Genomic DNA, 24,575 nt, shown 5'->3' with positions numbered 1-24,575 from the left:
GCGGGCGCTTCGCCCGCGGGGCGGAGGCGATGTCGGCGCTTACGCCGAGAGGAAACGCGTCGCGGCGACGATCTCGGCCTCGCGCATCTCGTGCCCGCCTTCGTGCCAGAGCGTCTCGACTGTGGTGCCCTGGGAAGCCAGCCAGCTTTCCAGCCGCTCCGTCAGCGGGGCAGGGCAGATCGGATCGCGGCGCCCCGCCGTGAGCAGCACCTCGACTTTCGCCAGGCCGGGCTGCGGCGCGGGCTCGAAGGGGATCAGCGGGTGCATCAAGACGGCGCTATCGAATAGCTCGGGTGCTGCGAACAGGACGGAGGCGAGGATGTTCGCCCCGTTCGAATAGCCGATCCCATAAACCTTGCTGCCGGGATTGGCAGCGCGATGGGCGCGGATGAAGCCGATCATCTTCTGCGTCCGCGCGGCGAGGTCGGGCATGTCGTAGACGCCTTCCCCGGTCCGGCGGAAGAAGCGGGCGGCGCCGTATTCCGAGACATCGCCGCGCGGAGCGACGATCCCGGCATCCGGCAGGATCTGGGCCACGAGGCCGGAGAGCTGGCGTTCGTCGCCGCCCGTGCCGTGGAAGGCGAAGACCAGCGGCGCGCCCGGTGCGGCCGGCTTGGCGAAATGGCGATAGGCATTCGTGTTGGACTCGAGGTCGAGCTGAGCGTTCATCGATCGCAATCCTCGTTGGGCGAGACGGCGGTCCCGCCGCCTTGGCGGCGGGACCGCGGTTCGGTTCAGTTCTGAATAGGCGGCAAGATGCGCTCGAGCTCGGCGCGCAGATGGGCATGCTGGTGCGGCAGCTTCAGCGCCTCGCCGAGATGGGCGGTGTCCTCGTCTCGGGCGAAGCCGGGCTCATTGGTGGCGATCTCGAAGAGCACCCCGCCGGGCGCCCGGAAATAGATCGCCCAGAAATAGTCGCGATCGATCTGCGGGGTGACCTGATGGCCGGTGTCCATCAGGGCCTTGCGCACCTCGGCCTGGGCGGCCTTGTCGTCGACCGCGAAGGCGACATGGTGCACCGAGCCCGCGCCCTGCCGGGCGCCCTCGGTGCCGGGCAGCGTCTCGATGTCGACGATGTCCGCTCCGTTTCCGCCCGGCACGGCGTAGCGCGTCACTGCGCCCTGCTTGCCGATGACCTCGTAGTTCATGAACTTCAGCAACTCGCCAGTCGCCCCCTCGTCACGCAGGCGCAGGGTGACGCCACGGAAGCCGTGAACGCCCTCGGAGGAGGGGACCGGCCCGCCGGCGAAGGGCGCGCGCTTGTCGCCGGCGATGCCGACCAGCGAGAAATTGTCGCCGTCCGGTCCCTGGAAGCGCAGATGCTTCTCGCCGAACAGCTCGGCTTCGCCGAGCCCGGCGACGCCGGCCTTGTCGAGACGCTCCTTCCAGTAGGCGAGCGCTTCGGGGGCGACGGCTAACTGGGTTTCGCCGACCTCGCCGGTCCCGGAGCGCCGCCGGGCGATGTGCGGGAAGGGGAAATAGGTCATCACCGTGCCGGGCGTGCCGATCTCGTCGCCGTAATAGAGGTGATAGACATCAGGCGCATCGAAATTGACGGTCTTCTTGACCCGGCGCAGGCCGAGCGTGTGCGTGAAGAAGCTGTTGTTCACCTGGGCGTCGGCCGCCATCGAGGTGACGTGGTGAAGACCCTTGATCTGCTTGAGCATGGCTTTGCCTCCGAATGTCGTCGCCGGCGTGTCGGCCTGGCGTGGTCAGGAAGATGGGCCAAGAAAGTCATTGCTTGAATAGACGTATTTCTCAGCTTATTATTGCGATTATCGCGATAATGGAGTGACGCCGTGGTCGGCGAGCTGGAAGCGGTCCGGGTCTTCCTGGCGGTGGCCGAGAAGCGCGGCTTCGCCGCCGCGGCCGCTGCTCTGGGCATGACGCCGAGCGCCGCCACGCGCGCTGTGGCGGCGCTGGAGGCGCGGCTCGGCGTGCAGCTCTTCATCCGCACGACGCGAACGGTGGCGCTGACCGCCGCCGGCTCCCTCTATGCCGAGCGCGTGCGCCCGCTCACCGCCGGGCTGGAGCAGGCGGCGCAGGAGACGCGCGAGACGCAGGGGTTGGTCGCGGGCACCTTGCGCGTCGCCGCCCCGCTCTCGCTCGGGCTCAAGGTGCTGCCGCCGGTGCTGAGCCAGTTCGGCCTGGTCCACCCGTCCGTCCGGGTGGCGCTGAGCTTGACCGATGCCTTCGTCGACATCCTCGACGGCAGCGCCGATCTCGCCATCCGCGTCTCGGGCGTGCCGACGGACAAGTCGACGATCTGGCGCAAGCTCTGTCCGGTGCCAAGGCTGCTGGTCGCTGCGCCGTCCTATCTGCTGGCGCGGGGCACGCCGCGCAGTCCCGACGATCTCTCCGAGCACGAACTGCTCGCCTATGGCGCCGAGCCCGCCGGCGAGAGCTGGGAGCTGCGGAATGAGGCGGGGCGCAGTGTGGTGCGGGCGGCCGGCCGGTTCCGAGCCGATAGCGGTGATCTCCTAGCCGGGCTCGCCGTCAATGGCGAAGGCATCGCCCTGCTGCCGCGCTTCATCGTCGCCGATGCGCTGGCCTCGGGGCGGCTCGTGCCGGTGCTGGAGGCCTGGCAGCCACAGGAACTGTGGCTCACACTCTATTATCCGCCCTATGAGCGCCTGCCGCTGCGGGTCGCGACCTTCTCCGATTTCTTCGAGATCCATGTGACGCAGACGCATCCGCTCTGAGGCGCAGGCACCGCGCAGGGATTTGTTGCTCACCGACTGTCGAACAACCTCTCGGCGAGGCCCGGGGCGCGCCCGTCCAATTGAGTGTTTCCGGTCTTTCGGATTACAATACCGGCATGAGCGGAGCGCGATGACGCTCCCGTCCAAACGATCGTGCCATTGTCCAAGACGCCCGCCAGACAATGCCCTGGAATCGCCCATTGGGCGCCGGGCACACCAAGCTGCAGCCATGCTCGGGCGTTCGATCAGCGATACCGTCGAGGCGGAGGATCGCGACGATGACCGGGCGTGGACTGCACCATGTCACCGCAATCGCCACCAATGCGTCGTGCAATCTCGATTTCTTTACGCGCGTGCTCGGCCTGCGCCTGGTGAAACGGACCGTGACGCACGAGGACCCCGGTGCCTATCACCTGATCTATGGCGACGAGGAAGGTTCGCCCGGCAGCCGGCTCTCCTTCTTCTCCTGGGTGAGCGCCGGCGCCAGCCTGCGCCCGAGCGGTTCCGAATACGTCTCCTTCGCGGTCGTGCCGGAGGCGATCGACTGGTGGGAGACGCGGCTCGGCGCCTGCAATGTGTCCTGCCGGCGCGCCAGCACGGCCGACGGGCGCCCCAGTCTGATGTTCGAGGACCCCGACCGGACGCCGCTGGCGCTGATCGGCACGGACCTGACACCGGCGACGATCTGGTCGCCCCCGGATATCCCTGCGGCCCTTGCCGTCCGCGCGCTCCTCGGCGTCACCGTGAGCGTGCGCGGCACGGAGCTCATGGCCCGGATTTTGACGGAGGTCCTGGGCTTTGCCGAGATCGCGAACGCAGGCGACCAGATCACCTTCTCGGCTCATGGCGGCCCGGGCGGGCGACTGTGCCTGCACCGGCGGCGCGAGCAGCCGCGGCCCAGGCTCGGCGCCGGCATGATCCACCACGTCGCATTCCGCGCCAGGGACGAGGCTGATCTCGCGGCGATGGCAGAGATGCTGCAGGCGCGATTCGGCATCGCTACGAGCCCCGTCAAGGACCGCTACTATTTCCGCTCGATCTACTTTCGCGGTCCGGACGGCATCCTGATCGAGATCTCGACCGACGGCCCGGGCTTGCTGATCGACGAGACCCGCGAGACCTTGGGAACACGCCTGATCATCCCGCCGAGCCTGCAGGACCGGCAGGAGGAATTGCTGCGAATCCTGCCGCCGCTCGACCGGAGCTTCGCGGGCTGAGGGGATAGCGAACTGGCGTGAGATAAGGGAAATGGCGGACAGGGCGGGATTCGAACCCGCGATACGGTTTCCCGTATACACACTTTCCAGGCGTGCGCCTTCAACCACTCGGCCACCTGTCCGGCGGGCTGCTTATGGCGTCCATGCGCGCGACTTTCAAGGCCTAAAGCCGCAGCTCAACAGGGTTGCGTGCGATTGTCCTTTGCCGTTGCAATGCGCAGGGCGAAGGGACACATCCGGGTTCCTCGGCCAGCGGGCGCCTGAGGCGAGGCGCGCCAGGTCCGGCGTTGCGGGGATCGGGGGACGAATTGCGCTTTCTCGTCAGAATGCTGGGTTATCTCCTCGTTGCCGGAGGATTCGTGGTGCTGCTCACTGACGGCGCCCGTTCGATCGCCAACTCGGCTTTGCGGTTCACGCCGCTGGGCGAGACCTTGCTGACCTTCGTCGGCGAGCGCTTCCGACAGCTCCAGCCCGCCGTCGAGCGCAATCTTCACCCCATGCTTTGGGACCCCGTGCTGATCCATACACTGCAACTGCCGACCGCCGCGGCCGGCCTGCTGCTCGGTTTCCTGCTGCTTTGGCTCGGCGCTGCGCCCAAGCCTCAGATCGGTATCGTCACGCGGCGCTGACTGCATCCGGCTTGGCCGCTCGAACGGCAGCGAAAGCGTATTCGCCGCATTTTAAACACAATCTTGCGCCGCCGGCCCAACAAACGCACGGGATTTGCCTGTTGGTGGCTTGATTGCCGCGGCAAAGCTTCGGAGACTTCCCGTTTCAACGGGAGGTTCTCCATGCAGTCCAAGTTTACGCGCCGCACGGCCTCGATCGCGCTCGGGCTCGGCGCCCTTGCGCTCGCCGGCGCGGCGCTCGCCCAGGCGCCCGCCTTCTTCCGCATCGGCACCGGCGGCACGGCCGGCACCTATTACCCGATCGGCGGGCTGATCGCGAACGCGATCTCGGCGCCGCCGCAGCTGGTCTCGACCGCGGTCGCCAGCAACGGCTCGGTCGCCAACGTCAATTCCATCGTCGGTGGCGCCGCCGAATCCGGCTTCGTCCAGGCCGATGTCGCCTTCTGGGCCTATTCCGGCACCGGCGTCTACGAGGGCAAGCCGAAGGTCGCGGAGCTGCGCTCGATCGCCAATCTCTATCCGGAATCGGTGCATCTCGTCGTGCGCAAGGCCGCGAACGTCAAGAGCGTCGCCGATCTCAAGGGCAAGAAGGTCTCGCTCGACGAGCCGGGCTCCGGCACGCTGCTCAACGCCAAGGCGATCCTCGCCGCCTTCGGTGTCGGTGAGAAGGACATCTCGGCCGAATACCTCAAGCCGAACCAGGCGGCCGAGAAGATGAAGGACGGCTCGGTCGACGCCTTCTTCTTCACCGGCGGCTATCCGGCGGCGGCGATCTCCGAGCTGGCCTCGACCGGCTCGGGCATCGCCATCCTGCCGATCACCGGCGCCGAAGCCGAGAAGCTCGCCAAGGACTCGCCCTTCTTCGCCGCCGACGAGATCCCGGCCGGCACCTATAAGGACGTCGGCGCGGTCAAGACCGTGGCGGTTGGCGCCCATTGGGTGACCTCGGCCAAGATCTCAAACGACACCGTCTACGCCGTGACCAAGGCGCTGTGGAGCGACAAGACCCGCGCTGCGCTCGATGCCGGCCATGCCAAGGGCAAGGTGATCCGTAAGGAGACCGCGCTCTCCGGCCTGCAGGGCGTGCCGCTGCATCCCGGTGCGGAGAAGTTCTACAAGGAAGCCGGTCTGCTGAAGTAACGCCATAGGCGTCATGCTCGGGCCTGCCCTGAGCATCCCTTGCCCACGATTCTCGGGCCGGCACCTCGTGCCGCCCGAGAATGAAGGTTTCGCCTGCGCCCAAAGGCGCGACGTATCGAAAGTCCACCATGGCCAACCAGCCCTCCGCCGCCGAACTCGCCAGGCTCGAGGAAGAGCTCGATCCAGAAATGGCGTTCCGCAAGGTGCCGCATGGCACGGCGCTGATCATCGGCGGATTGCTGCTCGCGCTCTCGGCCTTCCACTATTACACCGCCGGCTTCGGCCTGCTGCGCGAGACGACGCATCGCGGCATCCATCTCGCCTTCGTGCTCGGGCTGATCTTCCTCGTCTTCTCCGCGCGCAAGAGCGACGCCAGAACGGTGCACGCCTCGACTTTCTGGCGCCCGGGCGGCGTGCCGCTCTATGACTGGATCTGCGCCGCAGCGGTTGCCGTCGCCAGCCTCTACGTGCCCTACATCTTCGAGGATCTGGTCTTCCGTGTCGGCAATCCTTCGACGCTCGACGTCGTCATGGGCACGATCACGATCGTCTTGATGATCGAGGCGACGCGCCGCGCCATCGGCTGGGGCCTGCCGCTGATCGCGCTCTTCGCCATGATCTATGCGATCTTCGGTCCCTGGTTTCCCGGCATCTTCCTGCATCCGGGCGCGACCTGGTCGGTGCTGGTCAATCATCTCTATCTGACCAGCCAGGGCGTCTACGGCGTCGCGCTCGGCGTGGTCGCGACCTATGTCTTCCATTTCGTGCTGTTCGGCGTGCTGGCGACGCGCATCGGCCTCGGCCGGTTGTTCCTAGGTGTCGCCGCTGCCGTCGCCGGTCGTTTCGCCGGCGGGCCGGCCAAGGTCTCGATCTTCGGTTCGGCCCTGTTCGGCATGATCTCGGGCTCCTCGGTGGCGAACACCGTCACCGTGGGCTCGCTGACGATCCCGATGATGATCCGGCTCGGCTACCAGCGTCACTTTGCTGCTGCCGTCGAATCGACGGCAGCGACCGGCGGCCAGATCACCCCGCCGATCATGGGCGCCGCCGCCTTCCTGATGGTCGAGTTCCTGAATCTGCCTTATGCGACCATCGTCATCGCCGCGGTGATTCCGGCCTTCATGCACTTCTTCGGCGTGCTGATGCAGGTGCATTTCGAAGCCAGGCGCAACGGCATGCGCGGCATGACCGATGCCGAGGCGCCCAAGCTGAAAGAGGTCTTCGCCCGCGATTGGCCGACGATCGCGCCGCTCTTCGGCCTGATCGTCGTGCTCTTCACTGGTTATACGCCCTATCTCGCCGCCTTCTGGGGCATCACCGGCTGCATGCTGGTCGGCCTCGCGCATTACCGCGCCGCTTCGGCGCTGGCCTTCGCCCTGGCGATAGGCATCGCCGCGCCGACCGAATTCCTGCGTGTGCCCGGCGTGAACGCCGCCTTCACGCTCGCCGCCTTCGCGGTCATGGCCCATGGCGTACTGCTGAAGTCGGCCGAGGGTCGCAAGCGCGTCAACGACATGGTCGACGCCTTCATCCTCGGCGCCAAATACGCCATCGGCGTCGGCGCCGCTGCGGCGACGGTCGGCATCATCGTCGGTGTCGTCACCCTGACCGGCGTCGGCTTCAAGATCTCCTGGATCGTGACTTCGCTCGCCGATCAATGGGCCAAGGGCGTGCTCGATCTCGTCCCGTTCCTGCCCTTCGACGTGAAGACCGCGACCCTGTTCTTCACGCTGCTGCTGACCGGCATCGTCTGCATCCTGCTCGGCTGCGGCGTGCCGACCACGGCGAACTACATCATCATGGTGACGGTGGCGGCGCCGGCGCTCGGCATGCTCGGCGTCAACCCGCTCGTCGCCCATTTCTTCGTCTTCTATTACGGCGTGCTCGCCGACGTGACGCCGCCGGTCGCGATCGCCGCCTATGCCGGGGCGAGCATGGCCGGCGCCGACCCGTTCAAGACCGGCAACACCGCCTTTCGGCTGGCGCTCGGCAAGGTGCTGGTGCCCTTCGTCTTCGTGTTCTCGCCCTCGATGCTGATCATGGTGCCGAGCTTCACCTGGACGGAGCTGATCGGCTCGACCGCGGCCTGCCTCGCCAGCATCACCCTGCTCTCCGCCGCCTTCTCGGGCTGGCTGCTGGCGCCGCTGGCGATGTGGGAGCGGCTGATCCTCGGAATCGCCGCGCTGCCGCTGATCCTGGCGATGCCGATGAGTGTCGCGCTTGGTCTGGTGATCGCGGCGCCGGTGCTGCTGCGGCAGGCGCTCGCGCGGAAAGCAGCTGTCGCGCCAGCGTAGAAGTTCCTGATATGTTCTTGCAACCCTGACGCGCTTCCGCTAGCGTCACTGCGCGGGGACGGGGTGCGCTGGAATGGTGACGCGGGTCGCGACGGTGGCATTCGAAGGCATCGAGGCGCGCGCCGTCGATGTCCAGGTCCAGGTCACGCCGGGCGGCGTCGCCTTCATTCTCGTCGGCCTGCCCGACAAGGCTGTCGGCGAGAGCAAGGAGCGGGTGCGCGCCGCGCTGATCGCCTCGGGGCTGGCGCTGCCGGCCAAGCGCATCACCGTCAACCTCGCTCCGGCTGACCTGCCCAAGGAAGGCAGCCATTACGACCTGCCGATCGCGCTCGGCGTCATGGCGGCGATCGGCGCGATTCCGGCCGATGCGCTCGCCGGCTACACTGTGCTCGGCGAACTCGCCCTCGACGGCTCGATCACACCGGTCGCCGGCGTGCTGCCGGCTGCGATCGCGGCCTATGGCCGAGGGCAGGGGCTGATCTGCCCGGCCGCGAGCGGGCCGGAGGCGGCCTGGGCGGCCCGCGATCTCGACATCCTCGCGCCGCGCTCGCTGATCCAGCTCGCCAACCATTTCAAGGGCACGCAGGTGATGGCGCGGCCGCAGCCCGCCGTCGCCCGCCAGAGCGGGCCGCTGCCGGATCTGCGCGAGATCAAGGGCCAGGAAAGCGCCAAGCGCGTGCTCGAGATCGCTGCGGCCGGCGGCCATAACCTCTTGATGAACGGGCCGCCCGGTGCCGGCAAGTCGATGCTGGCGAGCCGGCTGCCCTCGATCCTGCCGCCGCTCGATCCGCGCGAATTGCTCGAGGTCTCGATGGTGCTCTCGGTCGCCGGCCATCTCGCCGATGGGGAGCTGACCGACCGGCGCCCCTTCCGCGCACCGCATCATTCCGCCTCGATGGCGGCGCTGGTCGGTGGCGGGCTGCAGGCCAAGCCGGGCGAGGTCTCGCTCGCCCATCACGGCGTGCTCTTCCTCGACGAGTTGCCGGAGTTCCAGGCGCAGGCGCTCGATGCCTTGCGCCAGCCGATGGAGACCGGCGAGGTGCTGATCTCGCGCGCCAATCACCGCACCGTCTATCCCGCCAAGTTCCAGCTGATCGCGGCGATGAATCCCTGCCGCTGCGGCAAGGCGACCGAGCCCGGCTATGCCTGCCGCCGGCAGCCGAACGAGCGCTGCATGGCGGGCTACCAGGCGAGGATCTCCGGCCCGATGCTGGACCGGATCGACATCACCATCGACGTACCCGCGCTGACCGCCGCCGATCTCATCCTGCCGGCCGCGGCCGAGGGCTCGGCCGAGGTCGCCGCCCGCGTCGCCGCGGCTCGTGCCCGCCAATCGGAGCGCTACGCCGCGCTCGGGCTTCCGGGCGGTACCACCAATGCCCGTTGTCCGTCCGCGCAACTCGACGAGGTGGCGCGGCCGGATGCGGCCGGGCTCGCGCTGCTCCGAAACGCCGCCGAGGCGATGCGGCTGACGGCGCGCGGCTATCACCGCGTCCTCAAGGTCGCGCGCACGCTCGCCGATCTCGACGGCGAGGACCGGCTCGGGCGCATTCATCTCGCGGAGGCGCTGTCCTATCGCTCGCGCATCGACCAGGCGGCCCAGGCTGCCTGACGACGGATTGCCGCCTGATGAAAGGTTAACGAAACCATTCAAACCATCTGGCACCCTCGCTGATGGGGCGAACCCTTTCTCAAGAGGGTCGATGCTAGATGGTATGGCATGATCGAGCTGCCGTCCTTCGCCGTCCTGCTGTCTGGCGCCGCCGTCGCCCTGGCGATTGCGTGTGCCGTCGTAGCGATCCGCCTGCTGCGCGAGCGGCAGGAGATCACGCAGCAGGCGCGGGCTCTGACGGCCGATGTCGAGAAGCTCAGTGACCGGCTCTGGGTGCTTGCCGACAGCGAGGAGCGCTATCGCAGCCTGATCGAGGCGCAGGGCGATCTGATCGTGCGTCGCAGCGAGGGCCGGATCATTTACGCCAACGCCGCCTATGCGGCGCTGATCGGCAAGAGCGAGGTCGAGGCCGTCGGCAGCGTCGAACAGCCGCGCGTCCGTATTGCTCGGCCGGTCCAGGTGCTGCCAAATGGTGCCCGCGTCGTCGACGAGTGCATCGAGACGCAAGAGGGCGAACGCTGGTTATCCTGGGTCGAGACGATCGTGCCGGTCGCCGCCGGGCAGACCGTGTTGCAGCGTGTCGGCCGCGAGATCAGCGGGCGGATCGCGACTGAAACGGCGCTTGAGGAGGCGCGCAGCCGGGCCGAGGAGGCGAGCGCTGCCAAGTCGCGTTTTCTCGCGACCGTCAGCCACGAGTTCCGCACCCCGCTCAACGGCATTCTGGGCATGGCCGATCTGCTCGGCGACACCAGGCTCGATCCGGAGCAGAGCACTTACGTCAAGGCACTGCGCAGCTCCGGCGAGGCCTTGCTCGGTCTCGTCGACGACATCCTCGACTTCGCCAAGGTCGAGGCCGGCAAGCTCGAACTCCTCGATACGCCGTTCGATCCGGCTGCGCTGATCGAGGATGTGACCGAGCTGATGGCGCCACGCGCTCAAGCCAAGGGCATTGAGATCTCCGCCTTGCTCGGGCCGGACTTGCCTGGGCAGCTCGTCGGAGACGCCGAGCGCCTGCGCCAGATTCTGCTCAATCTCGTCGGCAATGCCGTGAAGTTCACGCAAGAGGGTGGCGTCGGCATCGAGGCGGACGCAGTCGCTGGCGGGTTCGTCGTCAGCATCGCCGACACCGGTCCAGGCATCCCGCCGGAACGCCTGGCGACGATCTTCGAGGAGTTCGAGCAGGGCGGCATGACCGGCCACCGCGAGCAGGTCGGCACCGGCCTCGGCCTCGCCATTGCCCGTCGGCTCGCCCGCGCGATGGGCGGAGACATCGAGGCCACCAATCGCGAGGGATGCGGCGCGCTGTTCCGGTTGGCCCTGCCGTTGCGGGCAGCCGTGGACGCCGGCGCCTCTCCCGCTTCGCCGGATTGGGCAGGCCGGCGCATCCTGGTCGCGTCTTCCGCGCCGTTCAGCGCCGCGCATATCGTCGCCTGCCTCGAACGCATGGGCGCACAGGTTGTGCAGGCTGGCGATCATGCTCAGGCCTTTGCCGAGCTCGCCGGCGATTCGGCCCCGTCCGCGGTGCTGATCGATCGCAACCTCCCGGGCGGCGAGATCGAGGCTGTGGCAGCCGCGGCGCGCCGGGCCGGCGTCGCCGACATCGTGATCATGCTGGCGCCAGCCGAGCGCCGCAGCTTCGGCTCGCCCTATGCCGCGGGCTTCAGTGGGTTCCTCGTCAAGCCGGTCCGAGCCCGCTCGCTCCAGGTGCGGCTCGATCCCGTCAAGCGCTCGCAGGGCACAGCTGTCGCAGCGCCGGCCGGCGTCGCCTCGGCACGGCAGCCTGTCGCCGGTCTGCGGGTCCTCGTCGCCGAGGACAACGAGATCAACGCGCTGCTGCTGACCCGCAGCCTGGAGCGATTCGGCTGCAGCGCGGTCTGGGCGCGCGATGGCGGCGAGGCTGTTCGTTTGATCGAGGAGGCGCGCTCGGGCGAGGTGAAAGGCTTCGATCTCGCCTTGCTTGATGTCCGCATGCCGGTACTGGACGGGCTCGCCGTCGCCCGGCGGATACGTGCGGCCGAGAAGGCGCCAGGCTCGGAGCGGCTACCGATTGTTGCCGTGACCGCCAACACGGCGGAGGAGGACCGGCGCGAGGCGCTCGCCGCCGGCATGGATGATTGCCTGGCTAAGCCGCTCTCGCGCGAGCAGTTACGCGGCTGGATCGAGCGGCTTTCGCATCTGCGAACGACACAAATGCTGTCGGCCTGAGCCGGGTTTCCTCCACAGACGGTTGGCTTCGTCATCGCAGTGACGTAGTTTTGTCGCGATCCCGTAAGACGGTCGGCGCAGAGCTGTCATGCGCCGATCCGAGATCGCAGGGGCCAGACCGTCTATGACGCACGACGTTTTTCAGGGTTCCCGTCAGCCGGCAAAGCAGAAGCCGGCCGGCCAGGCCCTGTTGCAGCGTTTCTCCCCGTCGAACCTGTTGGCTGCCGGCAAGCAGCTTGGCGGCTTCGCTTTTCCCGGTCCCGACGCTCTCTCCGGCACGCTCGGCCGCTCCGGCACGCTCGAGGTCCGGCTGGCGCGCGGGCCGCGCGAGATCTGGCGGGCGCAGCGCCTGCGCTATCGTGTCTTCTATCAGGAGATGTCGGCCAAGCCCGACGTCGTCTCGCGCATGTTCCGCCGCGATGCTGACCGGTTCGACGCGGTCTGCGACCATCTCCTCGTCATCGACCACGCCGCGCGTGGCCGCTTCGGCGGGATCAAGCCCAAGGTGGTCGGCACCTACCGGCTGATGCGCGAGCAGGCCGTCGCCAAGCTCGGCGGCTTCTACACCCAATCCGAATTCGACATCGCGCCACTGCTGGCGCGCCATCCCGACATGCGCTTCCTCGAGCTCGGCCGCTCCTGCGTGCTGAAGCCCTACCGCACCAAGAAGACGGTCGAGCTGCTCTGGCACGGCATCTGGGCCTATTGCCGGCATCACCGCATCGACGCGATGTTCGGCTGCGCCAGCTTCGATGGCGTCGATCCCGACATGTTGGCCCTGCCGCTCAGCTTCATCCACCACCACGCCACCGCCCAGGGCGAGTGGCGCGTCGTGGCGCAGCCGGAGCGGCATGTCGGGATGGATCGCCTGCCCGCGGGCATGGTCGACGCCAAGCTCGCGCTGAAATGCCTGCCACCGCTGGTGAAGGGTTATCTGCGCCTCGGCGCCCGCTTCGGCTCCGGCGCCGTGATCGACAAGCAGTTCGGCACCACCGACGTGCTGGTCATCCTGCCCGTCGCCGCGATCGACCGGCGCTATATCGAGTATCTCGACGGCGACGCCGGGCGCTACGCCGCCTGATTCGGCTCACTCGCCCGCAGCGGCGAGGTCGCGCAGCGCCTGTCGATACTCCGGATAGCGGAAGGCATAGCCGAGCTCGCGCTTCACCAGCGCGTTCGAGACTCGCTTGTTCTCGCTGTAGAAGCTCGCCGCCATCGGCGAGAGCTTGGCCGGGTCGAACGGGGTTTCCGGCGGCGGCGTAAGCCCTGAGACCTCTGCGGCGAAGCGGACGACATCCTGTGGCGGCGCCGGCTCGTCATCGGTGACGTTGTAGATCGCTCCGGCGCGCGGCTGTTCGATCGAGGCCATCAGCAAGCCGGCGATGTCGTCGACATGGATGCGGTTGAAGACCTGGCCGGGCTTGATCAGCCGGTTGGCGGTGCCGGCCCTCAGCTTGGTGATCGGGCTGCGGCCGGGGCCGTAGATGCCGGAAAGGCGGAAGACCTGGACCGGCTTGCCGCTGCTATCGCCGAAGGCGAGCCAGTCCTGTTCGATCTCCAGCCGTTGCCGCGAGCGCCGGCTGGTCGACCGGCATTCGGCGGTTTCATCGATCCAGGCGCCGCCATGGTCGCCATAGACGCCGATGGTCGAGAGATAGCCGATCCAGCGCAGTTTCTCGGCGGCGGCGAGCTTGTCGGCGAGCGCGCCGAGCACGGGGTCGCCGTTCTCGTCCGGCTGGGCCGAGACCAGCACCGCGTCCGCCTCGGCGACGATCTTTGCCAGAGGCGTCGAGACTGCAAAGCCGCCGAAGAGCAGCGTGTGCAGTCCCTGCTTGCTGAGCTCGCCGGCCTTCTCGGCCGAGCGCACCGTGCCGGTGACCTCCCAGCCCTTGGCCAAAGCGGCGCGCGCGAAGAACCCGGCGGAATAGCCGAGGCCGAAGATGACGAGCTTCATACGGATTCCAGTTGGTTTGGCGAAGGCTGAGTCCATTCGGCTCTGACCTCGGGGTCGGCTTCTTGCGCGAGCCGCGCTGGCGCGAGTTCGGCAGCACGATCGGGGGCAAGCTGCCAAAGCGCCCAGGCGGCCATCGCCCTCACCAAAGGCGAGGGATCGTCGAGCAGAGCTTCGGCGCTTGCGGCCAATGCCAGATCGCCGCTGTTCCCGATCGCGATCAGCACATTGCGGACAAAGCGCTCGCGGCCGGTGCGCTTCACCGGCGTGCCGGCGAAGAGCGTGCGGAAGGCAGCGTCGTCGAGTGCTGCGAGGTCGGCCAGCGGCAGCGCGTCGAGCTCGCTCTTCAGCGCCAGGCGCGTTTCGTGTGAGGCTTCCGCGAACTTGTTCCAGGGGCAGACGGCGAGGCAGTCGTCACAGCCGAAGACGCGGTTGCCGATACCCTCGCGGAATTCTGGGTCGATATGGCCCTGATGCTCGATGGTGAGATACGCGATGCAGCGCCGCGAATCGAGCTGATAGGGTGCCGGAAAAGCCTTGGTCGGGCAGATGTCGAGGCAGCGCGTGCAGGAGCCGCAATGGTCGCGCTCAGGCTCGTCCGGCGGCAGCTCCGCCGAGGTGTAGATCGCTCCGAGGAAGAGCCAGGCGCCATGCTGGCGCGAAACCAGCACTGTCTGCTTGCCCTGCCAGCCGAGGCCCGCGGCCTGCGCCAGCGGCTTCTCCATCACCGGGGCGGTGTCGACGAAGACCTTGACCTCGGCATCGCCGCGCGCCGCCAGAACGCCAGCGATGCTCTTCAGCTTGCCCTTGATCACGTCGTGATAGTCGCGCCGGCGGGCATAGAGCGAGATCGCGCCACGATCCCGCTGCTCCAGGACCGCGAGCGGGTCGCCTTCGCCGGCATAGCTCATGCCGAGCATGACGACAGAGCGTGCCGCCGGCCACAATGTCGCCGGATCGGCACGCTCGGCCGTGCGCTCGGTCAGCCAGGTCATATCGCCGTGATGGCCGGCCTCAAGCCAGCCGGCAAGGCGCCCCGGCGCCTCGGGAATCGCATCGGTCGAGGCGACGCGCAGCACCGAAAAACCCTCGGCCTTCGCGCGCGCGGCGATCGCGGCCTTGAGCTTGTCGGGGCTCAGAAGTCCAGGTCGTCGTAATGGGCCGAGGGCGCCATGCCGGGAATCCGGTCGCTCAGCAGCGGCCGGAAGCTCGGTCTGGACTTGATCCTCGCATACCATGCGCGGGCAGCCTCGTCCTCGTCCCAGGGCACGTCGCCGAGATAGTCGACGCAGGAAAGATGCGCCGCCGCGGCGAGATCGGCATAGCTCAGATTGTCACCGGCGAGCCAGTTCCGTTTCGCCGTCAGCCAGGCGATGTAGCGCAGATGATAGCGCACATTGCCGCGCGCCGCGCGGATCGCGCTCATCTCCGGCGGGCCGCCGCCCTCGTCGCGGCTCATGAAGCGCTTCATCACCTTCTCCAGCACGAGCGGAGCGGTGATCTCTTCGTTGAACTTGATGTTGAACCAGTCGAGCAGCCGGCGCACCTCGATCCGCCCGCCCGGGCCTTCCGGCAGGAGGCGGCGCTCGGCCAGCGCAAGGCCGCGGGTCTCGTCGAGATATTCGGCGATCGGCCCCGGGCCTGGCACGACCAGGCCGCTATCCTCGCGCAGCACCGGCGTCGTCCCGGCCGGATTGAGCTCGAGGAACTCGCGCCGCCGTTCCCAGACGCGCTCTTCGATCAGCGTGGCATCGAGGCCGAACTCGCCGAGGGCGAGCCGGATGAAACGCGAATGCGGGCAAAGCGGATAATGGTGGAGCGTGGCCATCGATTGCTGGAACAGATGAAGGTTCGGGTGAGGTAGGCCGGCGCGTGATGCAGCGCGATAGAGCGCCCCCGTATAGGCCTGCCGGCTAAGCCTCACAACCCGGGACGGGGGAAAGTGGCGGATTGCGCGGAAATCCTTGCCGATCTGGTAACCAATTTGCAAAGACCCTGCGCCATAGCTTTAACGCGTTCGGCACGCTTTTGTTGCGCCGCACCAGCAAGGCTCGGAAGGACCCTCCCATGCATGACCTGCTTGTCGCCGCCGTGCTCGGCGTGGTCGAGGGGCTGACCGAATTCCTGCCGGTGTCCTCGACCGGCCACCTGCTGCTGCTCGGGCATTTCCTCGGCTTCGAATCCAAGGGCAAGGCCTTCGAGATCCTGGTCCAGCTCGGCGCGATCCTGGCGATCCTGCTGGTCTATTTCCGTCGCCTGCTCGACATCGCCCTGCGCCTGCCGACCGATCCGACCGCAAGGCGCTTCGTCCTCGGCGTGCTCGTCGCCTTCCTGCCGGCGGCGGTGATCGGGGCGCTGGCGCACGGCTTCATCAAGGGCGTGCTATTCAACCCCTTCCTGGTCTGCTGCACGCTGATCGCCGGCGGCCTCGTCCTCCTTGTCATCGACGAGCTTGAGCTCGAGGTGAAGCATCACGACGCCACCAAGTTCCCGCTGCCGATGTATCTCAAGATCGGCTTCATCCAGTGCCTCGCGATGGTGCCCGGCGTCTCGCGTTCCGGCTCGACCATCGTCGGCGCGATGCTGCTCGGTGCCGACAAGCGGGCCGCGGCCGAGTTCTCCTTCTTCCTGGCGATGCCGACCATGGCCGGCGCCTTCGCCTACGACCTCCTGAAGAACTACAAGGAGCTGACGACCAACGATCTCACTCTGATCACGATCGGCTTCGTCACCGCCTTCATCTCGGCGCTGATCGTCGTCCGCAGCTTCCTCGATTTCGTCTCGAAGCGCGGCTTCACGCCCTTCGCCTGGTGGCGGATCATCGTCGGCTCGGCCGGACTCGCCGGGCTCTGGGTCTTCGGCTGAGCGTCAGCCTGAAGCGGGCAGGGGCCCGCGCCAGGTTCCGAGCAGCATCTCCAGGAAGCGCTCCGCAGCCGGCGCAAGCTTGACGCCGCGGCGCCTGACCACGCCGATCGTGCGCGAGACTTCGGGGTCGCGGATCGGTCGGGTCACGATGATCGGGTGATCCGCGCCCGGCGTCGCCAGCTTGGGCAGCACGGATATGCCGAGGCCCGCCTCGACCAGCCCGAGCGAGGTCGAGAGGTGCGTCACCTCGAAGGACCAGTCGAGCCGGACTCCGACCTTGACCAGCGCCGCATCGAGGATGGCGCGATTGCCGCTGCTGCGGCTGACGGTGACCAGCGGATGGCCTTCGAGGTCGCCCCAGTCCAGCGCCGACTTCCTTGCCAGCGCATGGTCGTGCCGGCAGGCGAGCACGAAGGGGTCGTCGATCAACGGCTCGAAACTGAGCTCGCCATCGGAGCCGCCGATCAGGTTGATGCCGAACTCGACCTCGCCGCGCGCCACCGCTTCCAGGCCGTCATTGGCCGAGAGGTCGAGGATGCGGAAGCGGATGTTCGGCTACTGCGCCTGGAAGCGCGCGATCACCGAGGGCAGGAAGTAGAAGGCGGCCGTCGGCACGCAGGCGAGCGCGATCAGCCCGGCGCGGCGGCTGCCGAGATCGCGCATCGCGAAGATCGAGCTGTCGAACTCGTCGAGCATGCGTCGGACCAAAGGCAGCATTTCGCGCCCGACCATGGTGAGCGCCACCCGGCGCGTCGTCCGCTCCAGCAGCGCCGCTCCGACCGCGCTTTCCAGGCGCTGGATGCGCCGGCTCAGCGCCGGCTGGGACATGTTGAGCGCCTCGGCGGCGCGGTGGAAGCCGCCGAGCTCGACCACGGAGATGAAGGCGCGCAAATCGAGGGCTTCGAAATTGATGCTCATGAAGCATTAATAGCGCCGATCTCTGCATTTCACAGCGATTATTCGATTTGAGAAGAGTGGGGCATCGCCAACCGCCGGGTGACGCCCTTGTCCGCTCCCTTCCAGCTTCCGCATGCTCAGGCCCTGCGCATTCCCTGCGTGCTGATGCGCGGCGGCACCTCGCGCGGCCCCTTCTTCCTGGAGCGCGACCTGCCGGCCGATCCGGCGGCGCGCGATCGCGTCTTGCTCGCCGCGATGGGGTCGCCGCATATGCTGCAACTCGATGGGCTCGGCGGCGGCAATTCGCTGACCAGCAAGGTCGCGATCGTCAGCCGCTCCAGCCGGCCGGATGCCGATGTCGACTATCTCTTCGCCCAGGTCGCGGTCGAGCGTGCCCATGTCGATTTGAGCCCGAACTGCGGCAACATGCTCTCCGCCGTCGGCCCCTTCGCCATCGAGGCCGGCCTCGTGCCGGCCGCCGATGGCGAGACCATCGTGCGCATCCATAACCGCAACACCGGCGCGCTGATCGAGGCGGCCGTGCAGACCCCAGGCGGCGTCGTCGCCTATGACGGCGCGACTGCGATCGACGGCGTCGCCGGCACGGCGGCCCCGATCAAGCTCGGCTTCCTCGAAGCTGTCGGCTCGAAGACCGGCGCCTTGCTGCCGACTGGCCGCGGTCGCGAGGAGATCGACGGCATCCCGGTGACGCTGGTCGACTACGCCACGCCGATGCTGCTCCTGCGCGCCACCGATCTCGGCCTCGCCGGCGACGAGACGCCGGCCGAGCTCGATGCCAACGCTGCCCTGCTGGCGCGCCTGGAAGAGCTTCGCCGCGAGGCCGGCCGGCGCATGGGACTCGGCGATGTCGCCGGACGCGTCATTCCCAAGGTCGGTGTGCTTTCGCCCGCGCGCCGCGGCGGCAGCCTGACCTCGCGCTATTTCACGCCGGATCGCTGCCATCGCAGCCATGCCGTCACCGGGGCGCTCTGCGTTGCGGCGGCGAGCCGCATCGCCGGCAGCGTCGCCGCCGAGATGCTCAGCGCCGAAGCCGACTCGCTGGTCGCGGTCGAGCATCCGAGCGGCGCCATCCAGGTCGACCTTGCGCTCGATGCCGCCGGTCAGGTGGCCCGCGCCAGCCTGGTGCGCACGGCGCGCCGCATTTTCGAAGGAAACGTCATCGTCCCCGCCAGTGCGATCCTCGCGCTTGCAGAGAGGGCGGAAACGGGAGGAGAACTGACCCATGACGATCACGCGCCGCCATCTCTGCAGCCTGATCACGGCCGCTCTGGCCAGCACCTGCCTGCCTGACTTCGCCCGCGCCCAGGCTGCCTTTCCGGACAGGCCGATGAAGCTGCTGGTGCCTTACGCCGCCGGCGGCGGCACGGATGCGATCGCGCGCCTCGTCGCGCAGGGCGTCGGCGAGAGGCTTGGCCAGTCGCTCGTGGTCGAGAACAACGGCTCGGCCGGCGGCAATCTCGCCACCGCCCAGGCGGCCGCGGCTGCGCCCGACGGCTACACGGTGCTGATGGCCAATCAGGGCCCGATGGTGGTCAATCCGCATCTGTTCAAGAATGTCCGGGTCGACCCGCTGACCGCTTTCGACCCGCTGACGCTAATCACCGCGGCGCCGCTCGTGGTGGTGGTTTCGCCCAACTCGCCGCACAAGACGCTGGCAGAGCTCGTCGGCCAGGCTCAGAAGAACCCGGGCAAGCTGACCTACGGCTCGGCCGGCAATGGCTCCGCCAGCCATCTTGCCACGATCCTGCTGGCTCAAACCGCGCAGTTCGAGGCCGTGCACGTGCCCTATCGCGGCGCCGGGCCTGCGCTGACCGATCTGCTCGCCGGCAACAGCGACTTCATGATCACCACCGTGCCTTCGGTCCTCGGCCTGATCCATGGCGGCAAGGTCAGGGCGCTGGCGGTGACCGGCAAGGCGCGCGCCAAGCTCTTCCCGGAGGTGCCGTCGGTGGCCGAGAGCGGCTGGCCGGATTACGAGGCGACGGCCTGGTACGGCTTCGTCGTGCCCAAGGGCACGCCCAAGGACATCGCGGCCAAGCTGCGCCAGGCGACGGTCGAGACCATCAACAGCCCGATCATCCGCGAGCGTCTGCAGAACGAGGGTGCCGAGCCGATCGGCAACAAGCCGGAGGAGTTCGCAGCGATGATGGAGGCCGAGTCGCGCCGCTGGGCCGGCATCATCAAGCAGGCTCGGCTGGCGATCAATTGATGGCTCAGGCGATCCGCTTGTCGGGCGAATCGCAGAGATCGGTGACGACGCAGGTCTCGCAGGCCGGCCGCAGCGCCTTGCAGGTGTAGCGCCCGTGCAGGATCAGCCAATGATGCGCGTGCCGGCCGAACTCGGCCGGCACTGCCTTTTCAAGGCCGAGCTCGACCTGCAGCACGTTCTTGCCGGGCGCGATGCGCAGGCGGTTGGCGACGCGGAAGACATGAGTGTCGACCGCATGGGTGATCTCACCGAAGGCGATGTTGAGCACGACATTAGCGGTCTTGCGGCCGACGCCGGGCAGGCTCTCCAGCGCCTCGCGCGCGGTGGGGACCTCGCCGCCGAACTCGGCGATCAGCTTCTCCGAGAGCGCGATGACGTTCTTCGCCTTGTTGCGGTAGAGCCCGATCGTCTTGATCAGCTCGCGCACCTGGTCTTCGCCGAGGGCCAGCATCTTCTCTGGCGTATCGGCGAGCTCGAACAGCCGCTTCGTCGCCTTGTTGACCCCGGCATCGGTCGCCTGCGCCGAGAGCACGACGGCGACCAGCAGGGTGAAGACGTTGACATAGTCGAGCTCGCCCTTGGGTTCGGGCCTCTGTTGCCGGAAACGGTTGAAGATCTCATAGATCTCGGCGGCGCTGCGCGGCTTCGTGATCCGCTTCGGCGACGGGCTGCGGCGTTTTTGGCTGTTCGGCGCGGGCATCGCGGCGTTATAGTTCGCAGATGACCTTGGGCAAGCCCAATTCAGACGACCTCCCCGAAGCGGCCGAGAAGCCTGTCTTCGACGCGACGATCACGCCGCACCGCTCGCTCGGCCAGGACGGCTTCCGCATCGTCATGACATTGGTCTGCCTGACCAGCGTCGCAGCCTCGATTCCCTTCATCGTGCTCGGCGCCTGGCCGGTCGCCGGCTTCTTCGGCCTCGACATCCTGGCGCTCTTCATCGCCTTCAAGGTCAATTTCAATGCGGCCCGCGCCTTCGAGCGTATCGTCGTGACGCCGCTCGAAGTGCTGCTGCGCAAGGTCTCGCATCACGGCCGCGAGAAGATCTGGCGCTCCAACCCCGCCTGGACCAAGCTCGAGCGCGAAGACGACGATGATTACGGCCTGCTCGAGCTGTCCCTGGTCTCGCGCGGCCGGCGCACCGTGGTCGCCTCTGCGCTTTCGCCGGGGGAGCGCGAGGGTTTTGCGCAGGCGCTCGGTACGGCGCTCGCCAAGGCCAAGCGCGGCCCGGATTTCGAGCCTGCCTGAGTATGGCTGCGACGGTCATCCCGCTGATCGCATGGGCGGCCATCATCGTCGTCGTCATCGCGGCGGTGCGGGCCAATCGCGCTCGGCGCGGCCCTCCTCCCGCTGAGAACGACGGCGAAGCGGCTGTCCGCGGCTATGCGCTCGTCCTGCGCGACAAGCTCGATCGCGCTTTGTTCGGCCCGGTTCTGGCAGGGCAGGTCTGGGATCGTGTGACGGCCCGTCCGGTCGGCCAGGGGCTGATTCACGAATTCCACCGCGACTACTGCGGTCACGGCCTGATCCGCACAGAGGCGGGGATCAAGCTCTGCGACATCCTCGATGGCCATCATCCCGGCCAAGCTATTGCCGAATGGCGCTCGCGCGAGGACTTCGTCGCCTTCTTCGCCGAGCAGTCGGACTATAGTTGCAGCGGCTGGGACGAGGGCTCGCCGGTCTTCTTCACCGACGACGAATGGCATCGCAACAACCAGCGCCTGACGCGCACAAAGTTGCTGCAATTCGTTTGAGGAAGGCCTCAGGTTGTCCGGTGCGACAGCCAGATCGTATGGCCGCCGCAGTCCGGGTCCTCGACGACATGCTCGACGACGGCAAAGCCGTTCGCATCCAGCAGCACGCGATACTCGGCTGGATCTAGGCTGCCATGGTAAAGCGGCTCGCCCTCGAAGCTGCCGATCGCCTCGCCATGGCCGGGACCGCTGGTGAAGAGCAGCGCCGCGCCTTCGGCTGCGTGCTCGCGGAAGAGCGGGAACATCCGGCGCTGGTCGTCGGGCGTCAGATGGAAGAAGCTGTCCCAGGCGATCAGCCCGTCGAAGCGCCGGCCGAGCGCGAGCTCGCGCATGTCGCCGGCCAGCCAGTCCTGCTCCGGAAAGCGCTCGCGGCAGAGCGCGATCAACGGTGCCGCCGAATCGATGCCGGTCACGACGCAGTTGCGCTCGATCAGATGCCTTGCGATCGGTTCGCCCATGCCGCAGCCGATGTCGAGCACCGATGGCGTCGCCGGCAGCAACGAGAGGAAGCGGTCGAGCCAGCGCGCTTCCATCAGTTTTCGGCCGCGCTGCTGGTCATAGGCGGCGGCATGGCGGGTGTAGAGCGAGACGACGCGGTCGGCAGAATCGGTCATTTGTGGATGTCTACGCGCCTCCCACGGTGAAGACGAGCTTGTCAGCTTTCGGGTGGGAGACGCATGCTGACATGACTAGCTTCGTGAGCATGAGATTTGAGATCGCGAGGATAGAAAGATGAACGCTCATTCCAGTCTCAGGACGGCGATGAAACCGATAGTCGTCTCCAACGCCGTGCTCGCCCGCGCTACCGAAGCCATCCCCTCGGAAGCCGATTTCCCGGCGGTCGCGCCCGGCTCGGATTACGATACGGTGCGCCGCATCCTGTCCTACATCACCAACAACTGGCGCCAGCAGCCGACGATCGAGGCGATCGCCGATGCCGCAGGCGCGACCCCGACCGATGTGCATCACCTGTTCCGGCGCTGGTGCGGGCTGACGCCGAAAGCCTTCCTGCAGGCGATCACGCTCGACAACGCCAAGGGCCTGCTGGCTGCGTCAGCCAGCATCCTCGACACCTCCTTCGAGGTCGGGCTCTCGGGGCCGGGCCGCCTGCACGATCTCTTCGTCACCCATGAGGCGATGTCGCCGGGCGAGTGGAAGACCGGCGGCGAGGGGCTGCGCATGTCCTATGGCTTCCATCAGTCGCCTTTCGGCGAGGCGCTGGTCGTCGTGACCGAGCGCGGCCTTGCCGGTCTCGGCTGGGTTTCGAACAGCCTCGACGGCGGCAAGGTCATCGGCGGCCGGGCCGAGGCGCTGGCCGACATGATGCGGCGCTGGCCGCATGCGGATTACCGCTTCGATCCGCAGGCGACGGCGCCCTATGCGACACGCATCTTCGAGCCGGGCAGCTGGTCGCCGCAGACGCCGCTGCGCGTCGTGCTGATCGGCACCGATTTCGAGGTTCGCGTCTGGGAGACGCTGCTGCGCATTCCAGTCGGCTGCGCCACCACTTATGGCGACGTCGCCGATCATATCGGCAAGCCCTCGGCGGCCCGCGCGGTCGGCGCGGCGGTCGGCAAGAACCCGATCTCCTTCGTGGTGCCCTGCCACCGCGTCATCGGCAAGTCCGGCGCGCTGACCGGCTATCATTGGGGGCTGACGCGCAAGCGCGCCATCCTGGGCTGGGAGGCCGGGCAGGTCGCGGGCGGCGAGGCCGCTTGAGCGAAAACCTACTGGATGGTCGCAGCGGGCGTCGCCGGAGGCGGAGGCGTCCGCCTCGCCGTGGCGGGGCGCGGCTTGACAGTCTCGGGCTTGGGCTCGGGCAGGCCGAGGCGGGAGCGGATCGAGGCGGCGCGCGCCTCGGTGATGCGGGCGCCGCAGAAGCCATGCGAGCCCTCGCGCTGGAAGTCGCGGCAGATCTGCTCGCGCTCCGAGGAGAAGCCGGCCTGCTCGCGCGCGATCGTGCGTTGCTCCGTCAGGTCGGCCTTGGCCGAGAGCGCCCGGAAGCCATCGCGCACGGCGCCTTCCGCGTGCTTGCGCTCGGCCTCGATGTCTTTCGCCCGGGCGGCCAGGGTGCGCGAATCCGGTCCCCAGACGCCACGTGGCTCGATGCGGCAGGCGGCGGCCTCGATCACGCAGGGCTGCTCCGGCTCAAGCACCAGGAAGGCGCCATCAAGCACGTCGAAGACGATCGGGCAGGCGGGCGCCTCGAGCTTGTAGCGCGGCAGCCCCGCCGGCTTGCCGAGCGAGGTCACCGGCACGGGCGCGTCGCCGAAGGAAATGGCGCAGGGCTCGACGAGGTTGCTGGACTGGAAGCCTTCCGCCCGCAGTTTCAGTCCATAGCCGCTGCCGGTCTTCTCCAGCGTCGCTTCGCCGAAGCCGCCATTGCGTCGCAAGGTCTTGCCGAGGATCGAGTCTTCGCCAGGGATCTTGATGGCTGGCATGGTGCGCGGCCGCGGCGTCGCCGGGCCGCCGACGGAGGCTGGGGCCGACTGTTGGGCGCCGGGCTGGTTGAAGGGCTGTGCGCCCGGCAATTGCAGCGGCTGCGCCATGGCCGAACCCGCAAGGCCGAGCCAGGCCAGCGCTGCGCCGGCGGCGAGGCGATGGGCAGTCGGGCGGCGGAGCGTCGTCACGGCTGTTTTCCTGGTGGCGCAAGGTCTTCCTGAATGGAATGGCTACGTCCGCTGCGCAAGAGCATGCGGGCAACACTTACCCGGAATGGTCAGCCCCGCGAATTCTGTGCAGGACCATGCGCAAAGCCGATTCTTAATCCGGCTCCGCGCCTTGCAAGCAACCCGTCACCCTCCCTATATACGCCCCGAAGCGGTGGTTTTTCAAAGGCCATCGGGGCCGGATTGCGCCAGGCGCCAGCACTAGCATGCGAGCGCCGAAACGCAGGGCCGGCCGCTCTTTGTTGTAACCGGCGGGCGAAGCCGGAAAGGAGCCGAGGCTCCGTTCCGTCACTTCGGTCGCCAGACGTGGATATCCCGGGTTCGTTCGCCGCGGTAGGTGGGGGCGATCCGGGGCCATGGGCCGGGGGACGGCGTCCTGGACGCGGCCTTCCGGCGATCTGCTAAATCGA

The 24,575-nt window shown here is 67.8% G+C and carries 22 protein-coding genes, 1 tRNA gene and 1 pseudogene; 14 read left to right on the top strand and 10 right to left on the bottom strand.

Features of this window, described 5'->3' with window-relative positions; translation table 11 throughout:
• Positions 1-39 precede the first annotated feature (39 nt).
• Entirely contained in the window at positions 40-669 is a 630-nt protein-coding gene (locus BMZ69_RS04285) for an alpha/beta hydrolase (protein ID WP_092155195.1), read from the bottom strand.
• Positions 670-734: 65 nt separating this feature from the next.
• On the bottom strand, positions 735-1,667 hold the full coding sequence (locus tag BMZ69_RS04280; protein ID WP_092155193.1) for a ring-cleaving dioxygenase: 933 nt from the start codon (positions 1,665-1,667) through the stop codon (positions 735-737).
• Between the two features lie 132 nt (positions 1,668-1,799).
• Here BMZ69_RS04280 and BMZ69_RS04275 point away from each other — a divergent pair, with 132 nt between their 5' ends.
• On the top strand, positions 1,800-2,702 hold the full coding sequence (locus tag BMZ69_RS04275; RefSeq protein ID WP_244543201.1) for a LysR family transcriptional regulator: 903 nt from the start codon (positions 1,800-1,802) through the stop codon (positions 2,700-2,702).
• Positions 2,703-2,980: 278 nt separating this feature from the next.
• Positions 2,981-3,919, top strand: a complete 939-nt coding sequence (locus tag BMZ69_RS04270) for a ring-cleaving dioxygenase (protein WP_175506659.1) — start codon at positions 2,981-2,983, stop codon at positions 3,917-3,919.
• A 32-nt stretch (positions 3,920-3,951) separates the two neighbouring features.
• Here the strand turns inward: BMZ69_RS04270 and BMZ69_RS04265 are convergent.
• Positions 3,952-4,041: transfer RNA gene (locus BMZ69_RS04265), tRNA-Ser, on the bottom strand.
• Between the two features lie 186 nt (positions 4,042-4,227).
• Here BMZ69_RS04265 and BMZ69_RS04260 point away from each other — a divergent pair.
• From BMZ69_RS04260 to BMZ69_RS04235, 6 genes are all read left to right on the top strand, one after another.
• Positions 4,228-4,548: a hypothetical protein gene (locus BMZ69_RS04260; RefSeq protein WP_139218969.1), complete on the top strand. Its 321-nt coding sequence runs from the start codon at positions 4,228-4,230 to the stop codon at positions 4,546-4,548.
• A 162-nt stretch (positions 4,549-4,710) separates the two neighbouring features.
• Complete coding sequence (locus BMZ69_RS04255) at positions 4,711-5,688, top strand: TAXI family TRAP transporter solute-binding subunit (RefSeq protein WP_092155187.1); 978 nt, start codon at positions 4,711-4,713, stop codon at positions 5,686-5,688.
• Positions 5,689-5,816: 128 nt separating this feature from the next.
• Positions 5,817-7,982: a TRAP transporter permease gene (locus BMZ69_RS04250; protein ID WP_092155185.1), complete on the top strand. Its 2,166-nt coding sequence runs from the start codon at positions 5,817-5,819 to the stop codon at positions 7,980-7,982.
• Positions 7,983-8,055: 73 nt separating this feature from the next.
• Positions 8,056-9,594, top strand: coding sequence for a YifB family Mg chelatase-like AAA ATPase (locus BMZ69_RS04245; protein ID WP_092155183.1), 1,539 nt, complete (start codon positions 8,056-8,058; stop codon positions 9,592-9,594).
• Between the two features lie 108 nt (positions 9,595-9,702).
• The gene (locus BMZ69_RS04240; RefSeq protein ID WP_139218968.1) at positions 9,703-11,799 is read left to right on the top strand and encodes a response regulator; all 2,097 of its coding nucleotides are present in this window, start codon (positions 9,703-9,705) and stop codon (positions 11,797-11,799) included.
• A gap of 124 nt (positions 11,800-11,923) precedes the next feature.
• Positions 11,924-12,880, top strand: coding sequence for a l-ornithine N(alpha)-acyltransferase (locus BMZ69_RS04235; RefSeq protein WP_175506658.1), 957 nt, complete (start codon positions 11,924-11,926; stop codon positions 12,878-12,880).
• Positions 12,881-12,886: 6 nt separating this feature from the next.
• Here the strand turns inward: BMZ69_RS04235 and BMZ69_RS04230 are convergent, their stop codons facing one another.
• From BMZ69_RS04230 to BMZ69_RS04220, 3 genes are read right to left on the bottom strand one after another with little or no spacing between them, the layout of a single operon-like run.
• Entirely contained in the window at positions 12,887-13,753 is an 867-nt protein-coding gene (locus BMZ69_RS04230) for an SDR family oxidoreductase (protein WP_092155179.1), read from the bottom strand.
• The gene (gene queG / locus BMZ69_RS04225; RefSeq protein ID WP_348272451.1) at positions 13,750-14,889 is read right to left on the bottom strand and encodes a tRNA epoxyqueuosine(34) reductase QueG; all 1,140 of its coding nucleotides are present in this window, start codon (positions 14,887-14,889) and stop codon (positions 13,750-13,752) included. Before queG ends, BMZ69_RS04230 begins: the two co-directional genes overlap by 4 nt.
• Positions 14,886-15,578, bottom strand: coding sequence for a glutathione S-transferase family protein (locus BMZ69_RS04220; protein ID WP_092155470.1), 693 nt, complete (start codon positions 15,576-15,578; stop codon positions 14,886-14,888). The genes queG and BMZ69_RS04220 overlap by 4 nt, the downstream gene beginning before the upstream one ends.
• 239 nt (positions 15,579-15,817) lie before the next feature.
• On the opposite strand from BMZ69_RS04220, the gene BMZ69_RS04215 reads away from it, so the two are divergent.
• Entirely contained in the window at positions 15,818-16,615 is a 798-nt protein-coding gene (locus tag BMZ69_RS04215) for an undecaprenyl-diphosphate phosphatase (protein WP_092155175.1), read from the top strand.
• Positions 16,616-16,618: 3 nt separating this feature from the next.
• Here BMZ69_RS04215 and BMZ69_RS04210 read toward each other — a convergent pair.
• Positions 16,619-17,533, bottom strand: a pseudogene (locus BMZ69_RS04210) (LysR substrate-binding domain-containing protein).
• 87 nt (positions 17,534-17,620) lie between these two features.
• Between BMZ69_RS04210 and BMZ69_RS04205 the strand changes: the two are divergent.
• Together BMZ69_RS04205 and BMZ69_RS04200 are read left to right on the top strand one after the other, a co-directional pair.
• The gene (locus BMZ69_RS04205; RefSeq protein WP_280142063.1) at positions 17,621-18,823 is read left to right on the top strand and encodes a 4-oxalomesaconate tautomerase; all 1,203 of its coding nucleotides are present in this window, start codon (positions 17,621-17,623) and stop codon (positions 18,821-18,823) included.
• A complete protein-coding gene (locus tag BMZ69_RS04200; protein WP_092155173.1) occupies positions 18,756-19,742 on the top strand; it encodes a Bug family tripartite tricarboxylate transporter substrate binding protein in 987 nt (328 codons plus the stop codon). The genes BMZ69_RS04205 and BMZ69_RS04200 overlap by 68 nt, the downstream gene beginning before the upstream one ends.
• Before the next feature lie 4 nt (positions 19,743-19,746).
• On the opposite strand, the gene nth is transcribed toward BMZ69_RS04200, so the two are convergent.
• Complete coding sequence (gene nth, locus BMZ69_RS04195) at positions 19,747-20,442, bottom strand: endonuclease III (RefSeq protein WP_092155171.1); 696 nt, start codon at positions 20,440-20,442, stop codon at positions 19,747-19,749.
• Positions 20,443-20,462: 20 nt separating this feature from the next.
• On the opposite strand from nth, the gene BMZ69_RS04190 reads away from it, so the two are divergent.
• Both BMZ69_RS04190 and BMZ69_RS04185 read left to right on the top strand, forming a co-directional pair.
• Complete coding sequence (locus BMZ69_RS04190; RefSeq protein WP_092155169.1) at positions 20,463-20,990, top strand: DUF2244 domain-containing protein; 528 nt, start codon at positions 20,463-20,465, stop codon at positions 20,988-20,990.
• A gap of 2 nt (positions 20,991-20,992) precedes the next feature.
• On the top strand, positions 20,993-21,496 hold the full coding sequence (locus BMZ69_RS04185) for a hypothetical protein (RefSeq protein ID WP_092155167.1): 504 nt from the start codon (positions 20,993-20,995) through the stop codon (positions 21,494-21,496).
• 8 nt (positions 21,497-21,504) lie between these two features.
• Here the strand turns inward: BMZ69_RS04185 and BMZ69_RS04180 are convergent, their stop codons facing one another.
• On the bottom strand, positions 21,505-22,110 hold the full coding sequence (locus BMZ69_RS04180) for a class I SAM-dependent DNA methyltransferase (protein ID WP_092155165.1): 606 nt from the start codon (positions 22,108-22,110) through the stop codon (positions 21,505-21,507).
• Between the two features lie 118 nt (positions 22,111-22,228).
• Here BMZ69_RS04180 and BMZ69_RS04175 point away from each other — a divergent pair, with 118 nt between their 5' ends.
• Positions 22,229-23,215 (top strand): methylated-DNA--[protein]-cysteine S-methyltransferase, encoded by a 987-nt coding sequence (locus BMZ69_RS04175; RefSeq protein ID WP_244543200.1) that lies wholly within the window; start codon positions 22,229-22,231, stop codon positions 23,213-23,215.
• 8 nt (positions 23,216-23,223) lie between these two features.
• Here the strand turns inward: BMZ69_RS04175 and BMZ69_RS04170 are convergent, their stop codons facing one another.
• On the bottom strand, positions 23,224-24,126 hold the full coding sequence (locus BMZ69_RS04170; RefSeq protein WP_092155161.1) for a hypothetical protein: 903 nt from the start codon (positions 24,124-24,126) through the stop codon (positions 23,224-23,226).
• Between the last annotated feature and the right edge of the window lie 449 nt (positions 24,127-24,575).

This window comes from Allobosea sp. CRIB-10 (genome assembly GCF_900112185.1).
Classification (GTDB): domain Bacteria; phylum Pseudomonadota; class Alphaproteobacteria; order Rhizobiales; family Beijerinckiaceae; genus Allobosea.
The sequence above is the reverse complement of the archived record's forward strand: the minus strand, read 5'-3'. Positions and strand labels throughout refer to the sequence as shown.

Bases quoted from the DNA above. Each gene is read 5' to 3' on its own strand.
- BMZ69_RS04285 (WP_092155195.1), bottom strand. From the start codon at position 669: ATGAACGCTCAGCTCGACCTCGAGTCCAACACGAATGCCTATCGCCAT.
- BMZ69_RS04280 (WP_092155193.1), bottom strand. From the start codon at position 1,667: ATGCTCAAGCAGATCAAGGGTCTTCACCACGTCACCTCGATGGCGGCC.
- BMZ69_RS04270 (WP_175506659.1), top strand. From the start codon at position 2,981: ATGACCGGGCGTGGACTGCACCATGTCACCGCAATCGCCACCAATGCG.
- BMZ69_RS04255 (WP_092155187.1), top strand. From the start codon at position 4,711: ATGCAGTCCAAGTTTACGCGCCGCACGGCCTCGATCGCGCTCGGGCTC.
- BMZ69_RS04250 (WP_092155185.1), top strand. From the start codon at position 5,817: ATGGCCAACCAGCCCTCCGCCGCCGAACTCGCCAGGCTCGAGGAAGAG.
- BMZ69_RS04245 (WP_092155183.1), top strand. From the start codon at position 8,056: ATGGTGACGCGGGTCGCGACGGTGGCATTCGAAGGCATCGAGGCGCGC.
- BMZ69_RS04240 (WP_139218968.1), top strand. From the start codon at position 9,703: ATGATCGAGCTGCCGTCCTTCGCCGTCCTGCTGTCTGGCGCCGCCGTC.
- BMZ69_RS04235 (WP_175506658.1), top strand. From the start codon at position 11,924: ATGACGCACGACGTTTTTCAGGGTTCCCGTCAGCCGGCAAAGCAGAAG.
- BMZ69_RS04230 (WP_092155179.1), bottom strand. From the start codon at position 13,753: ATGAAGCTCGTCATCTTCGGCCTCGGCTATTCCGCCGGGTTCTTCGCG.
- BMZ69_RS04220 (WP_092155470.1), bottom strand. From the start codon at position 15,578: ATGGCCACGCTCCACCATTATCCGCTTTGCCCGCATTCGCGTTTCATC.
- BMZ69_RS04215 (WP_092155175.1), top strand. From the start codon at position 15,818: ATGCATGACCTGCTTGTCGCCGCCGTGCTCGGCGTGGTCGAGGGGCTG.
- BMZ69_RS04200 (WP_092155173.1), top strand. From the start codon at position 18,756: ATGACGATCACGCGCCGCCATCTCTGCAGCCTGATCACGGCCGCTCTG.
- nth (WP_092155171.1), bottom strand. From the start codon at position 20,442: ATGCCCGCGCCGAACAGCCAAAAACGCCGCAGCCCGTCGCCGAAGCGG.
- BMZ69_RS04190 (WP_092155169.1), top strand. From the start codon at position 20,463: ATGACCTTGGGCAAGCCCAATTCAGACGACCTCCCCGAAGCGGCCGAG.
- BMZ69_RS04185 (WP_092155167.1), top strand. From the start codon at position 20,993: ATGGCTGCGACGGTCATCCCGCTGATCGCATGGGCGGCCATCATCGTC.
- BMZ69_RS04180 (WP_092155165.1), bottom strand. From the start codon at position 22,110: ATGACCGATTCTGCCGACCGCGTCGTCTCGCTCTACACCCGCCATGCC.
- BMZ69_RS04175 (WP_244543200.1), top strand. From the start codon at position 22,229: ATGAACGCTCATTCCAGTCTCAGGACGGCGATGAAACCGATAGTCGTC.